Here is a 14,770-nt window from a genome sequence, read left to right as displayed (position 1 = left end):
AACGGTATGCTAAGAACAAAAATGCCGTTCACTCTTAAGTGAACGGCATTACAGCTTCGGCTGGGTTTTTTATTGCCTGTTATTTGGTAAAGGTACATTGGAGTGAAGTACCGTGTCGGCGAAAAGGAGTAAAAGAGAGAGCAGGGACTTTTTTATGTCAATTATCTGATAGGTATTGATACGCATTGTGCTAAATCCGGCTTTAAAAGATGTCGTGAGATTAATTGATCTACTTCACGTTTTTTTTAACATTGAAAATAATACGAAAAAAAGTGCATTTTTTATTAAAGCTTCTAGTTAAGGGGCCGTTAAAGGGATTGAGAGAAATGATATGTACCAATGTAAGGTGAGAGAGACACTGGTATATAAAACAAAATAACATGTGTTTTTGTGAGGTGAGAGTCACATAAGTGCATGAAAAAATGCCTAAAGGAGATCAACTATGGCGATTAATGTAAGCACAAATGTGTCTGCAATGACGGCTCAGCGCTACCTAAATAGCGCGGCTGAAGGTACTCAAAAATCAATGGAGCGCTTGTCTTCTGGCTATAAAATTAATAGCGCGAAAGATGATGCTGCAGGCCTACAAATCTCTAACCGCTTAACGTCGCAAAGCCGTGGCCTTGATATGGCTGTAAAAAACGCGAATGATGGTATCTCTATTGCACAGACTGCTGAAGGTGCAATGAATGAGTCAACCAATATCCTGCAACGAATGCGTGACCTTTCTCTTCAATCTTCAAATGGCTCAAACACGAGATCTGAACGTGTTGCTATCCAAGAAGAAGTATCGGCGTTAAACACTGAGCTTAACCGTATTGCTGAAACGACCTCTTTTGGTGGTAACAAGCTTTTGAACGGTACTTTTGGTAGCCAATCTTTCCAAATCGGTGCAGATTCTGGTGAAGCAGTAATGCTGACGATGAATAATATGCGTACTGACACTCAAGCTATGGGCGGTAAGAGCTATAGTGTTACCGAGGGTAAAGATACGTCTTGGCGTGTAGGAGCAAACTCTGCTCTAACGATGAAATACCAAGATCAGTTTGGTGATCTTCAAGAGTTGTCTATTTCTGCGAAAGAAGGCAACGACATGGAAGAGCTAGCAACGTATATTAATGGCCAAAGTCCAGACGTCCAAGCATCGGTAGGTGAAGGCGGTAAACTGCAACTGTTTGCTTCTAGCCAAAAAATTGAAGGTAATGTTGAATTTGGCGGCAGTCTGGCGGGCGAGCTAGGGATTGGTGCAGGTAAAGACGTTACTGTTAACGATATCGATGTAACATCGGTTGCTGGTGCTAACAACGCGGTATCTATTATTGATGGCGCTCTAAAATCAGTAGACAGTAACCGAGCATCTCTCGGTGCGTTCCAAAACCGTTTTGATCACGCAATCAGCAACTTAGATAATATTAACGAAAACGTTAATGCGTCTAAGAGCCGTATCAAAGATACCGATTACGCAAAAGAAACAACGGCAATGACGAAGTCTCAAATCTTACAACAGGCGAGTACTTCTATTTTAGCTCAAGCAAAACAATCACCATCAGCAGCTCTAAGCTTGTTGGGCTAAACTTACTTCAGTAAGTAACGGTAAACTCTACTCTGGGTAGAGTTTTACTGTTAGGCTCATAAAGGTGGGAGGGAGAGTGTTATGGAAATATTATCTAACGCGTCGAACATCCAGCCTTATGGCTCACCTAATGGCACTAAATTTGCAAGCGATGAAGGTAGTAGTGCGTCGAGCACTTTACAACTAAAAGAAGCAACATCTCATGGCAAGGTAGAAAAATCGAAAGAAATGGCTACCGAAGCGGCGATTCAATTAGCTCAACATAGACAAGAGTTAAATGATCAGGAGCGTGTCAAGATGGTTGAGAAGGTCAATGAGTTTATATCTTCTCTTAACAAGGGTGTTGCCTTCAAGGTTGATGAAGAGACTGGGAGAGATGTGGTCACTATTTATGAGACCACAACAGGCGATATTATTCGCCAAATTCCCGACGAAGAAATGCTCGAAATTCTGAGGCGCCTAGCAGCCCAAACCTCGAATAGTGGAATATTGGAGGCTAAGGTTTAAGTCGTATTATTGAGGTGGTTTAATGAGTTTTGGCCCAATGGGGATTTCGTCTGGCATGGATATCAATTCCATGGTCAGCAAAATTGTTGATTCTGAGCGTGTGCCTAAACAGCAACAGATCGACAATGAACGAACGCGAATCGACACCAGCATTAGTGCCTATGGAAGACTCAGAGAATCCCTTGATTCGATGAAGGATCTGATGACAAGCTTTCGTCAGGATAAAGCTTTTGCTGTGCGAACAGTAGAAAGTACTGATGAAAATCTTGTTTCTGCGACCGCGACTACCGAAGCGATCGCTGGCAAATATGCCATCGATGTGTTGCAGCTTGCCCAGAGCCATAAAGTGGCATCTGATGTTCTATCAGATGACATGAAATTTGGGCCTGGCAAGCTGCAGGTTTCGCTTGGTAGCGAGAGCTTCGAAACACAAGTTAGTGCTAACTCAAAACTGCGTGATGTTGTTAGAGGTATTAACAGCGCTGGGGATAATCCGGGTGTTCGAGCTTCTATCATTAATGATAAAGAAGGACCACGGTTAGTCCTCGCTTCAAATATGTCTGGTGAAGACAATCAAATAAAACTCCACGTTGACTCTGAAGATAACAACCCTCTAAAAAAATTAGAATATAAAACCCTATCGGAAAGACTGAAAGCCTTAGAAGATGCTCGCTCAGTAGCGCAAGGCGTCTTAGCTGATGCCCCTCCTAAATTGGATGCTGACGGTAACCCAATTCCTGACGGCTTTGCTGTTCCGCTGCGAGACGATGACGGAAATTCCATATTTGATGAAAACGGCAATCCTATTTTTGAAAGAAAATCGGAACCTCTCGTTGAACCTGAAGATCCTTTCGCTGAATTTGACCGTGATAATTTAACTTATGGCCAAGAAGCGGCAATGGCAGGTCAAAAGGCGCTAGATGCGTCCGCCTTAGCGGCTTCAGGGATGCCAGAAGATACGATCCCAGGCTGGAACAACACCGCTTCGGGCACATTACTCGATTCTTTTTTTAGGCCTGAACTCGAGCTTGACGAAAAAGCCATCGAGAAAGCCGCTGATATTCCGGGGTGGTCAAATACTGCCGCAGGTACTCTGACGGATTCTTATGTTACCCCCAAAGAAGCGCAGCAGAAGCTCGATGCCGAGAAAGCCAGAATAGAAAGTAAATTGGTTGATGAACGTTCAGAGTTAGCGAAGAGAGTTGAGAAAGGTGAATTAACCCCGGAGCAGGCTCAGCAATTAGAGAGAGCTAGGTTATCTCCGGGGGAACGAACACATTTAGAGAAGGTTGATAAAGCTCAAGCTAATCTGGCTTTGGCTCAACAGTCTTTTGACCAATACAGCGGCATGACTGAAGTGCAAGCTGGACAAGATTCAATGGTCATTCTGGATGGTGTCGCTCAGCTTTCTAGCAATAATAATGTGATTGAAGATGCCGTTGAAGGTATTGATATTACGGTTAAAGGTAAAACGCCAAAAGATAAGCCGCCAGCAGAAATTGGTGTTGAGTACGACCGTAATCGTGTTCGTGAAGATATTGAAGCTTTTGTTAGCTCTTATAATCAGTTTTACCAAGTATCTAAAGGTTTGGCGAGTGTTGACCCTTTGACAGGTCAAAAAGGCCCTCTTTCTGGTGACAGTACAGTGCGTAACGCAGACTCGCGACTAAAAAGTGTGTTCTCTTCAAGCATTGAAGACGCGCCTGACAACCTTAAGTCTTTGACTGAATTTGGTATCACCACCACAAGACAAGGCTCGCTAGAAATCAACTACGACATGCTTGATCGTCAGCTTAACAATCACTTTGATAAGTTGGGTGAGTTCTTTGGCGGCAACAACGGTTTCGCCAAAAAAGTCGAAGATGCGATTCAAGGGATCACGGGTGTTACGGGCTCAATCCGCACGAGAGAAAAGAGCTTAGTCGAACAAAATTACCGTTTGGTTGATGATCAAAGCGCGCTTGACCGACGCATGGATAGCCTAGAGAGCCGTACGCACTCCAAGTTCACTGCGATGCAGGATGCGACCAGCAAGATGCAATCTCAGTTGGGCAGCATGATGAGTGCAATGGGCTAATAGATGAGCAAACTGCTTCAAGAGCTTTGTGAGCTCGATCAATTAATTATGTCTAAGCTCGAATATAGTGAAATTAATGCTGAAGAAATAGTGCATCTTGTCGATAACAGAGAACAGTTATTGCAAAACGTGCTTCAATTAATCGATTCATATCCCGACGTTAAGCAAAGCTCCGAGTGGTTTGAAGCCATTTCGAGAACAAGACAATTGGTCGAACTGATGCAGTCTGAGACTGGTCGAGTAGGTAAAAACTTACATAAATACCGACATGGTGCCAAATCAGTTCAACAATACAAAAAGTTTTTATAGAAGAGGTTTACTATGCGCGGTTCTTTACAGGCATATAAAAAGGTATCAGTGGATAGTCAGCTTACAGCTGCCTCACCGCATAAAATTGTTCAGATGCTAATGGCTGGTGCTATCGAGCGCTTAATTCAAGGTAAAGCGGCAATGCAAGCGGGCAACATCCCGGTGAAAGGTGAGCGACTGAGTAAGGCTCTAGATATCATTATTAGCCTGCGTAGTTGCCTATCGATGTCCGATGGTGGCGACATTGCGAAAAACCTAGATCAACTTTATGAGTTTATGATCACGCAAATTTCTGCTGCAAATCACAAAAATGATCCTCAGCCAATTGATGATGTTATCGATATTATCCGCGAAATTAAGAGCGCTTGGGACCAAATTCCGAATGAATATCACAATTTAACGTCTGCGGATGTTGGTATTTAAAGAAACATCCCAGTTTAAACCAATCGCATATCTCTGAATTGCTTGGTTGCCTTATTTTTATAATCAAATAAAATAGAAGCCATTAGATAGCCTAATGGCTTTTTTCGTTGCTGGTTTCCTAGATTTGTCCACGTAGATCATAATCATTGATATTTTCTCTGTTTTGTCTCTTACGTCGCTTACCAATTTCCGCATCGCACCAAAATAAAGGCAATAATTCCTACTTATGCAAGGTTTGGCAAAACTGCTTGTCGTCGATGATAACGCTCAAAATCGTCACAATTTAAGCACAATATTAGAGTTTGTAGGAGAGAGCTGCGAAGTAATCAGCTCTGAACAAGCATACAAAGTTGACTGGTCCCTACAGTGGGCCGGTTGCATCATTGGTTCAATTAAAGCCAAAGGCTTCGCATTACTGAATGAAAAGCTTGTTCATGTTAATCACATCCCTTTACTGGTGATTGGCAAAAACGATTACCCGGTTGACGAACTTACTAACTTTGTTGGTGAACTCGAACTTCCTCTTAACTACCCGCAATTAAGTGATGCACTAAGACACTGTAAAGACTTCTTAGGCCGTAAAGGCGTTCAAATTGTACCTTCAGCGCGTAAGAATACGCTTTTTCGTAGTCTAGTTGGGCAGAGTGTTGGTATCCAAGAAGTTCGTCACTTGATTGAACAAGTCTCTTCTACTGAAGCAAACGTATTGATTCTTGGTGAGTCAGGCACGGGCAAAGAAGTTGTAGCACGTAATGTTCACTATCATTCTAAACGTCGTTCAGGACCTTTCGTTCCCGTAAACTGTGGCGCTATACCGCCAGACTTGCTCGAAAGTGAACTGTTTGGTCATGAGAAGGGCGCGTTTACTGGTGCAATTACCGCACGTAAAGGCCGTTTTGAGTTGGCTGAAGGTGGTACACTGTTTCTTGATGAAATTGGTGATATGCCAATGGCGATGCAAGTTAAGTTGCTTCGTGTTTTACAAGAACGCAGTTTTGAACGTGTAGGTGGCAATAGTACCATTCAAGCTGATGTTCGAGTGATTGCGGCAACACACCGCAATCTTGAAAATATGATCGAAGATGATTTGTTCCGTGAAGACCTTTACTATCGCTTGAACGTTTTCCCAATTGAAATGCCATCGCTTCAGGAGCGAAAAGAAGATGTTCCCCTATTGCTTCAGGAGTTGATGACCAGAATGGAAGCTGAAGGTGGCATGCCAATCTGTTTTACTCCCCGTGCAATCAACTCTTTGATGGAGCATTGCTGGCCGGGCAACGTACGTGAGTTAGCTAATTTAGTTGAGCGAATGGTTATTTTATATCCAAATAGCTTAGTTGATGTGAATCATCTACCCACTAAATATAGATACAGTGATATCCCAGAGTTTCAGCCAGAGTTTAATAATTTTGCATCAGAGGAAGAGCAAGAGCGAGATGCTCTTTCTGACTTGTTCTCAGAAGACTTCAGTTTTGAGCAGCACGATGAGCTTGCTGACAATGCGAACGCACCTCAAGATTTACCCGCTGAAGGGGTTAACTTGAAAGAACTACTCGCTGATATGGAAGTGAATATGATCAATCAAGCGTTGGAGGCTCAGGGCGGTATTGTTGCTCGCGCTGCTGACATGCTTGGAATGCGCAGAACCACTCTGGTCGAAAAAATGCGTAAATATAACTTGCAGCGTTAGTGCCTATTTTCGATGAAAACGAAAACTAGTACACACTTTAGCATTTTAGCATTTTAGCTTTTTGGCAACTTTAGCTAAACGAACAGATAAACCATAGTCGAGTTGTTGCTTGCTTAACTATGTGATAAATATAGCAAATAGCCTGACTTGTGTTGTACATGTCAGGCTGTTTTAGTATTTGAGGCAAATTTTTGACATGCACCTATCTAACGAACCAGAAAATCAATCACATCTAGATTCTGTTGAGCAACAGGTTGAGCGCTATAAGCAAGTGCTCGATGTTATGCCTGCGGGGGTCATCTTGTTAGATACACATGGTGAAGTGAGAGAAGCGAATCCTGAAGCACACCGTATTCTCGGGGTTGAGTTGGTTGGCGAGAAATGGTTTTCGGTAATACAAAATGCCTTTGAACCAAGGGACGATGATGGGCATGAGATCTCATTGAAGAATGGGCGAAAAGTGCGCTTAGCGATTTCAGCTTCGACTACAGGTCAGCTTATTTTGATTACAGACCTGACAGAAACTCGCCTACTTCAGTCTCGTGTGAGCGATCTTCAGCGTTTATCTTCACTCGGAAGAATGGTCGCTTCGCTTGCCCATCAGGTTCGCACGCCGCTTTCTAGTGCAATGCTGTATGCATCAAACCTTGCCGCGCCAAATTTGCCGCCGGCAACAAAAACGCGTTTTCAATCTAAGCTGATGGATAGGTTGCATGATTTAGAGAAACAAGTGAATGACATGCTGTTGTTTGCCAAAGGTGGCGACAACAAGGTGGTTAAGCCATTCACCATCGCGGAACTCATCATTGAGTTTCATCCTATGGTGGAGGCTGCGTTAAAAAGCAACCAGATTGATTATTGTCAGGAAGTTGAAGATGAAAAGACTCAAATGTTTGGCAACGCCAATGCTATCGCTTCTGCTTTAAGTAACCTAGTTTTGAACGCGGTTCAAATTGCTGGCAAGAAATCGCAGATTGATGTGTTTTTTAGACCCGTAAACGGTGAACTTAAGATATCAGTGCAAGACAGTGGCCCCGGAGTGCCTAAAGAACTACAAGGTAAGATTATGGAACCTTTCTTTACCACTCGTTCTCAAGGCACAGGTCTCGGTTTAGCGGTTGTACAAATGGTATGCCGAGCACATGAAGGTCGACTGGAATTGATATCAGAAGAGGGTGACGGCGCATGCTTTACCATGTGTCTACCGTTGGAAAGAAGCTCTTCTTCTGAAGACTAATAAGTTTTAACTGAATTTACACTGGAGAATCCTATGGCTCAAAGCAAAGTGTTAATCGTCGAAGATGATGAAGGTCTACGCGAAGCCCTTGTCGATACACTCGCGCTTGCTGGTTATGAATGGCTGGAAGCGGATTGTGCGGAAGATGCTCTGGTAAAATTGAAATCAAACTCTGTTGATATCGTGGTCTCTGATGTACAGATGGCCGGTATGGGCGGTTTAGCATTGCTAAGAAACATCAAGCAGCATTGGCCAAATCTTCCGGTTCTATTGATGACGGCCTATGCCAACATTGAAGATGCGGTCGCGGCAATGAAAGAAGGCGCTATCGATTACATGGCAAAGCCATTTGCTCCAGAAGTGCTGTTAAACATGGTGAGCCGTTACGCTCCGGTAAAGTCGGATGACAATGGCGATGCTATCGTTGCCGATGAGAAAAGTATCAAACTAATGATGCTGGCTGACAAAGTGGCTAAAACCGATGCCAACGTGATGGTGCTAGGGCCAAGTGGCTCTGGTAAAGAGGTCATGTCTCGCTATATTCATAACGCCTCGAGCCGTAAAGACGGTCCTTTTGTTGCGATTAACTGTGCCGCGATTCCAGATAACATGTTGGAAGCAACACTGTTTGGCTACGATAAAGGTGCGTTCACCGGGGCGATTCAAGCTTGTCCGGGTAAATTTGAGCAAGCTCAAGGCGGTACTATTTTGTTGGATGAGATCAGCGAAATGGATCTCAGCCTACAAGCGAAATTGCTGCGAGTGTTGCAAGAGCGCGAAGTTGAACGTCTTGGTAGCCGCAAGAGCATCAAATTGGATGTCCGTGTTCTAGCAACCAGTAACCGCGACCTAAAACAGTATGTTTCTGAAGGGAATTTCCGTGAAGATTTATACTACCGACTGAATGTATTTCCAATTACTTGGCCAGCGCTGTGTGAACGTAAAGGCGATATTGAGCCGCTTGCGAAACATTTGGTTGAACGTCATTGCACCAAACTAGGAATGCCTGTTCCTGTTCTGTCTGAGCAAGCCATTAGTAAACTCGTCAATTATCCGTGGCCGGGAAATGTGCGTGAACTGGATAATGTCGTGCAGCGCGCTCTAATTTTGAGTGAGCAAGAAAATATTTCAGGCGAACATATTTTACTTGAAGGTGTTGATTGGCAAGACGCAACTGGACTACAACAGATCGTTGAAGGGAACAGTGTTTCAGCGCCAGAAATTAAGCCGATTGCTGAAGCGAACCCTATCAATAAAGTCGTGGCAGGCAGCGAAGGACTTGGAAATGAGCTTAGAGATCAAGAGTATGCGATCATTCTCGAAACATTGATTGCTTGTCATGGTCGACGTAAAGATATGGCTGAAAAGCTAGGTATTAGCCCTCGTACATTGCGTTATAAATTAGCGAAAATGCGTGATGCTGGAATAGACATTCCAAATTGAACATAAATTAGTAGTGTCAGCTTTCTGACTAGTGTATTACGATAGCTAGTCAAATTGATGCATGGCACGTTAATTGCTCTGTCAATAATAAAGCTAAATAGATAGTCATAATTTTGACTCCTGAGGTAGTAAATGAGAATAGATGGTTTACAAGGCGAAATGCAGGCAATGATGGTTGAAGCTGCCAGCACGCGTCCTGCTGCAACGGGCCAAGCGGTTGGTGCAGATTTTGGCAACATGCTGACTAATGCCATCAATAATGTGAACTCATTACAAAAGACCTCTGGTAATCTTCAAACTCGTTTTGACAGTGGCGATCAAAGCGTGTCTTTATCTGACGTGATGATTGCTCGTAATAAATCTAGTGTGGCTTTTGAAGCGACGATCCAAATTAGAAATAAATTGGTCGAATCGTACAAAGAGCTGATGAACATGCCGGTATAAGTTGGGTAGTAAATAGTGGCAGATAACAGTCAAACAACAGATTTAACCGTAAGCGATAGCAACGACCACGCACTTATTGCAAGTTCTGATCTAGATGGAGAAGGGCAAAATACCGATTTAGGTGAGCGCAGTTCATCTAAGTTTGATATGGCCGTCGGTGATCTCGATTTGCTTCGTCAAGTCGTCTTAGTTCTTTCTATCTCGATCTGTGTAGCGCTTATTGTAATGCTGTTTTTCTGGGTGAAAGAGCCAGAAATGCGTCCATTAGGGGCTTACGAAACAGAAGAGTTGATCCCGGTTCTTGATTATTTGGATACGCAGAAGATTGAGTACTCTCTTGAAGGGAATACCATCTCGGTACCAGCGAGTGAATATAACTCATTAAAGCTAAATATGGTTCGAGCGGGTTTGAACCAAGAGCGAAACACCGGTGATGATATCCTCATGCAAGACATGGGTTTCGGTGTATCACAGCGTTTAGAGAAAGAGCGTCTTAAACTAAGCCGTGAAAGACAGCTTGCTAAAGCGATTGAACAGATGAAGCAGGTACGTAAAGCTCAAGTTTTACTTGCCTTACCTAAGCAAAGTGTCTTTGTTCGTCACAATCAAGAAGCCTCTGCCTCAGTATTCCTGACACTTAAAACGGGGACGAACCTCAAGCAGCAAGAAGTTGATTCTGTTGTGGACATGGTGGCCAGTGCCGTTCCGGGGATGAAAACTTCGCGAATTACGGTGACCGATCAGCATGGCCGACTTTTGAGCTCTGGCTCTCAGGATCCGATGTCAGCGGCACGCCGAAAAGAGCACGAGTTAGAGCGTAATCAAGAGCAAGCGCTACGTGAAAAAATTGACTCTATTTTGATTCCGATTCTTGGCTTTGGTAACTACACGGCTCAGGTTGATATTCAACTCGACTTTAGTGCTGTGGAACAAACAAGAAAGCGTTTTGATCCGAATACTCCAGCAACCCGAAGTGAATATACATTAGAAGACTACAATAACGGCAACGTTGTGGCTGGTATTCCTGGGGCTTTGAGTAACCAGCCTCCTGCAGATGCTTCGATTCCTCAGGATGTGGCTCAGATGAAAGATGGTACGATGATGGGGCAAGGTTCGGTTCACAAAGAAGCGACCCGCAACTTTGAGCTGGATACTACCATTAGTCATGAGCGAAAACAGAGCGGCACGGTTAATCGTCAGACCGTATCCGTTGCAATCAAAGATCGCCAATCATTGAACCCTGATACGGGAGAAGTGGTTCACACCCCAATTCCAGCAAGCGAAATTAACGCGATACGTCAGGTATTGATTGGAACTGTGGGTTTTGATGAAAACCGCGGTGATTTACTCAATGTTTTAAGCATGCAATTTGCACCTCAAGTAACGGATATTGTTGCTGACGTACCAATTTGGGAGCATCAACACTTTAATGATTGGGTTCGTTGGTTTGCGAGTGCGTTGGTTATTATTGTTGTCGTATTGGTGCTGGTTCGCCCTGCAATGAAAAAACTGCTTAACCCAGCAGCAGACGATGACGATCAAATGTACGGCCCCGATGGCATGCCAATTGGTGCTGACGGCGAAACCAGTTTAATTGGTGGTGATATTGAAGGTGGTGAGTTATTTGAATTTGGTTCAAGTATCGACCTACCTAACCTTCACAAAGATGAGGACGTACTGAAAGCAGTACGTGCACTTGTAGCGAATGAACCAGAGCTAGCAGCTCAAGTAGTTAAGAATTGGGTGGCAGATGGCTAACGAAATTGTTCCACAACAAGCAGAAGGTGGTGAGCTTGATGTCGCAAGTGTCGATATCGAGTCTATCTCAGGCGAAGAGCGCGCTGCGATCTTGTTGCTAAGTTTAAGTGAAGAAGATGCTGCGGGTATCATTCGCCATCTAGAACCTAAACAGGTTCAGCGTGTTGGTAGTGCAATGGCACGTTCAACGGATTGGTCTCAAGAAAAAGTAGGTGCTGTGCACCGTGCTTTCCTAGATGATATTCAGAAGTACACCAACATCGGCATGGGCAGTGAAGACTTTATGCGTAATGCGTTGGTAGCTGCGCTGGGCGAAGATAAGGCGAATAACCTTGTTGATCAAATCCTTCTGGGTACTGGCTCTAAAGGTTTGGATTCTCTTAAGTGGATGGATCCTCGTCAGGTGGCAAGCATCATTATCAACGAGCACCCACAGATTCAAACGATCGTACTGTCTTACTTGGAATCGGATCAGTCTGCTGAGATCTTGTCTCAATTCCCTGAGCGTGTTCGTCTTGATTTGATGATGCGTATTGCTAACCTTGAAGAAGTTCAACCTTCAGCTCTCGCTGAATTGAATGAAATCATGGAGAAACAGTTTGCGGGTCAAGCGGGTGCTCAAGCTGCCAAAATTGGTGGCCTGAAAGCCGCTGCTGAGATCATGAACTACATGGACAATAATGTAGAAGGCATCTTGATGGGGCAAATTCGAGATCAAGACGAAGACATGGCAACACAGATCCAAGATCTTATGTTTGTCTTTGAAAACCTTATTGAAGTTGATGACCAAGGTGTTCAGCGATTGCTGCGTGATGTCCCACAAGACGTTCTACAGAAAGCGCTTAAAGGTGCTGATGAAAGCCTACGTGAGAAGATCTTCAAGAACATGTCTACGCGTGCAGCTGATATGATGAGAGACGATATTGAGGCGATGCCGCCAGTTAAAGTCTCTGATGTAGAAGCGGCTCAGAAAGAGATCTTGGGTATTGCGAGGAAGATGGCAGACAGTGGCGAGATTATGCTGTCTGGTGGCGCCGACGAGTTCCTTTAATACAGAAACCTCAAGAGCCCCACATTGTTGGGGCTTTTCTTTATCCAACCTCAAACCACAGATTAACTACCGTGTAATTGCTTGAATCTACAACGCAGTTGGACGAACTCATAGATAGGTACTGATATGTCAGGTGATAGAAAACGTGGCTTCCTTCGCCCTGAAGAAGATAATACGGTTGCCCAACCTCAGAAATGGGGGCTGCCTGACTATACATCTGATGTGAACAAACAAGCCAAAGAAACGGCTTTTAACTACGATCCTGGCTGGATGCCAACGGTTGAAGAAGCCATTGAAGACGAAGAGCTGGTTCTAACTGAAGACCAAATCGAACTGATCAAGCAAGGTGCTTATCAGGAAGGGCTTCATCAAGGACAAGAGGCTGGCTTTAAACAGGGCTACGAAAAAGGTAAAGAAGAAGGGTTTGCCGCAGGTCACGAAGAGGGTAACGAAGCCGGCAAACTTGAAGGCGTTACTGCTGGTCAAGAGTACATTCAGCAGCAAGTCGCCATCTTTATGGGGCTAGCCAACCAGTTCGCTCAGCCTTTAGAGCTGATGAATGCTCAGGTAGAGAAGCAACTGGTGGACATGGTACTGACCATGGTCAAAGAAGTGGTTCATGTTGAAGTACAAACCAACCCACAAATCATACTAGATACCGTGAAAGAATCGGTAGAGTCACTGCCAATCTCAGGTCACGCGATCACATTGAAGCTAAACCCTGAAGATGTTGCAATAATACGCTCAGCGTATGGCGAAACGGAATTGGACTCTCGTAATTGGACGTTGGTATCAGAGCCTGCACTCAATCGCGGCGACGTACAAATTGAAGCGGGTGAATCGAGTGTTAACTACCGTATGGAAGAGCGCGTGAAGAACGTCATTCAAAGCTTCTGTGGTGTAAATCGTCATCAAGGTCATGAGTAATGCTTGAGTTAGCGAACCGTCTTAGCCAATACAAAGTCGAGGGGCTAAAGTCGCGACCAATTGCTTCAGGCAAACTAGTTCGTGTTGTTGGACTAACGCTTGAAGCGACCGGCTGCAAAGCGCCAATTGGCAGCTTATGCTTAGTAGAGACCATGTCTGGTCAGATGGAAGCCGAAGTGGTTGGCTTTTCTGGCGATAACCTGTTTTTGATGCCCAGTGAACAAATTACTGGGATCTTACCTGGCGCTCGCGTGACACCGATGACATCAGAAAGCGGTATCCCTGTTGGAATGGAGTTGCTTGGTCGTGTTATCGATGGCGTAGGTAATCCGCTCGACGGTTTAGGTCCAATCTATACCGAGCAACGCGCTTCCTTTAATGCTGAGCCAATCAATCCTTTAGCTCGTAAACCTATCTCTGAGCCACTTGATGTTGGCTTAAAAGCGATTAATGGCTTACTAACGGTGGGCAAAGGGCAGCGTATCGGCCTGTTTGCGGGTTCCGGTGTGGGTAAGTCGGTCACGCTTGGGATGATGACTCGTGGCACAACCGCACAAGTGGTCGTGGTGGGGTTGATTGGTGAGCGTGGACGTGAAGTAAAAGAATTTATTGAAGAGATCCTTGGCGAAGATGGTCGTAAGCGTTCTGTTGTGGTCGCCGCTCCTGCGGATTCGTCTCCATTGATGCGTTTAAAAGGCTGTCAAACCGCACTGGCTGTAGCCGAGTATTTCCGAGACCAAGGTCTAGATGTTCTACTACTGATGGACTCATTGACTCGCTTCGCTCAGGCGCAGCGTGAAATCGCTCTGTCTGTGGGGGAGCCGCCAGCAACCAAAGGCTATCCGCCGTCCGTGTTTGCCAAGCTTCCTGCGCTGGTGGAGCGAGCAGGTAATGGTAACGATGAACAAGGTTCTATCACTGCTTTCTTTACCGTGTTAACAGAAGGTGATGATTTACAAGACCCTATTGCCGATGCATCGCGAGCGATTCTTGATGGTCACATTGTTTTATCTCGTGAGATGGCTGATGCTGGTCACTATCCCGCGATTGATGTTGAGAAATCCGTCAGTCGTGTTATGCCTCAAATCACCACCGAAGAACATGTCTTGATGTCGAAAGCCGTTAGACAAGTGCTGTCTATATGCCGGAAAAATCAAGATTTGGTTTCGATTGGTGCTTACAAGCCGGGAACAGACCCTGCAATCGACAGTGCTTTCACTTTGAAACCGAGGTTGGACGAGTACTTACAGCAGAAAATGAAAGAAACGGTTCCCTATGACATGTGCGTCAACATGTTAAAGCATGTGTTAGGCGGTTAGGTCGTGTTGAAT

General features: G+C 44.6%; 13 protein-coding genes. All 13 read left to right on the top strand.

The genetic code is table 11. From position 1 onward, the window contains the following. The first annotated feature begins 442 nt into the window (after positions 1–442). The 13 genes from AB6D80_RS15345 to fliI all read left to right on the top strand — a co-directional run bounded on the left by AB6D80_RS15345 (position 443) and on the right by fliI (position 14,758). On the top strand, positions 443–1,573 hold the full coding sequence (locus AB6D80_RS15345) for a flagellin (protein WP_017101959.1): 1,131 nt from the start codon (positions 443–445) through the stop codon (positions 1,571–1,573). A gap of 81 nt (positions 1,574–1,654) precedes the next feature. Next, positions 1,655–2,080: a flagellar protein FlaG gene (flaG, locus tag AB6D80_RS15340; RefSeq protein ID WP_017101960.1), complete on the top strand. Its 426-nt coding sequence runs from the start codon at positions 1,655–1,657 to the stop codon at positions 2,078–2,080. Positions 2,081–2,102: 22 nt separating this feature from the next. Continuing rightward, positions 2,103–4,157: a flagellar filament capping protein FliD gene (gene fliD / locus AB6D80_RS15335; RefSeq protein WP_372188968.1), complete on the top strand. Its 2,055-nt coding sequence runs from the start codon at positions 2,103–2,105 to the stop codon at positions 4,155–4,157. 3 nt (positions 4,158–4,160) lie between these two features. Then, on the top strand, positions 4,161–4,466 hold the full coding sequence (locus AB6D80_RS15330) for a flagellar protein FliT (RefSeq protein ID WP_017101962.1): 306 nt from the start codon (positions 4,161–4,163) through the stop codon (positions 4,464–4,466). A 12-nt stretch (positions 4,467–4,478) separates the two neighbouring features. After that, a complete protein-coding gene (gene fliS / locus AB6D80_RS15325) occupies positions 4,479–4,889 on the top strand; it encodes a flagellar export chaperone FliS (RefSeq protein ID WP_009848558.1) in 411 nt (136 codons plus the stop codon). Positions 4,890–5,115: 226 nt separating this feature from the next. After that, entirely contained in the window at positions 5,116–6,579 is a 1,464-nt protein-coding gene (locus AB6D80_RS15320; RefSeq protein ID WP_009848557.1) for a sigma-54 dependent transcriptional regulator, read from the top strand. Between the two features lie 196 nt (positions 6,580–6,775). Further along, positions 6,776–7,816 (top strand): PAS domain-containing sensor histidine kinase, encoded by a 1,041-nt coding sequence (locus tag AB6D80_RS15315; RefSeq protein WP_009848556.1) that lies wholly within the window; start codon positions 6,776–6,778, stop codon positions 7,814–7,816. Between the two features lie 33 nt (positions 7,817–7,849). Beyond that, a complete protein-coding gene (locus tag AB6D80_RS15310) occupies positions 7,850–9,259 on the top strand; it encodes a sigma-54 dependent transcriptional regulator (protein ID WP_269337145.1) in 1,410 nt (469 codons plus the stop codon). Between the two features lie 132 nt (positions 9,260–9,391). Continuing rightward, positions 9,392–9,703 (top strand): flagellar hook-basal body complex protein FliE, encoded by a 312-nt coding sequence (gene fliE / locus AB6D80_RS15305; RefSeq protein WP_009848554.1) that lies wholly within the window; start codon positions 9,392–9,394, stop codon positions 9,701–9,703. A gap of 15 nt (positions 9,704–9,718) precedes the next feature. Then, positions 9,719–11,461 (top strand): flagellar basal-body MS-ring/collar protein FliF, encoded by a 1,743-nt coding sequence (gene fliF / locus AB6D80_RS15300; protein ID WP_017099171.1) that lies wholly within the window; start codon positions 9,719–9,721, stop codon positions 11,459–11,461. Next, positions 11,454–12,512: a flagellar motor switch protein FliG gene (fliG, locus tag AB6D80_RS15295; protein WP_012603439.1), complete on the top strand. Its 1,059-nt coding sequence runs from the start codon at positions 11,454–11,456 to the stop codon at positions 12,510–12,512. The genes fliF and fliG overlap by 8 nt, the downstream gene beginning before the upstream one ends. A gap of 126 nt (positions 12,513–12,638) precedes the next feature. Further along, positions 12,639–13,439, top strand: a complete 801-nt coding sequence (gene fliH, locus AB6D80_RS15290) for a flagellar assembly protein FliH (RefSeq protein ID WP_009848551.1) — start codon at positions 12,639–12,641, stop codon at positions 13,437–13,439. Then, positions 13,439–14,758, top strand: a complete 1,320-nt coding sequence (fliI, locus tag AB6D80_RS15285) for a flagellar protein export ATPase FliI (RefSeq protein ID WP_009848550.1) — start codon at positions 13,439–13,441, stop codon at positions 14,756–14,758. Before fliH ends, fliI begins: the two co-directional genes overlap by 1 nt. The last annotated feature ends 12 nt before the right edge of the window (positions 14,759–14,770 follow it).

The sequence above is a fragment of the Vibrio sp. 10N.247.310.17 genome (genome assembly GCF_041466605.1).
Lineage (GTDB): Bacteria > Pseudomonadota > Gammaproteobacteria > Enterobacterales > Vibrionaceae > Vibrio > Vibrio tasmaniensis_A.
This window is presented reverse-complemented; position numbering and strand designations above follow the sequence as displayed.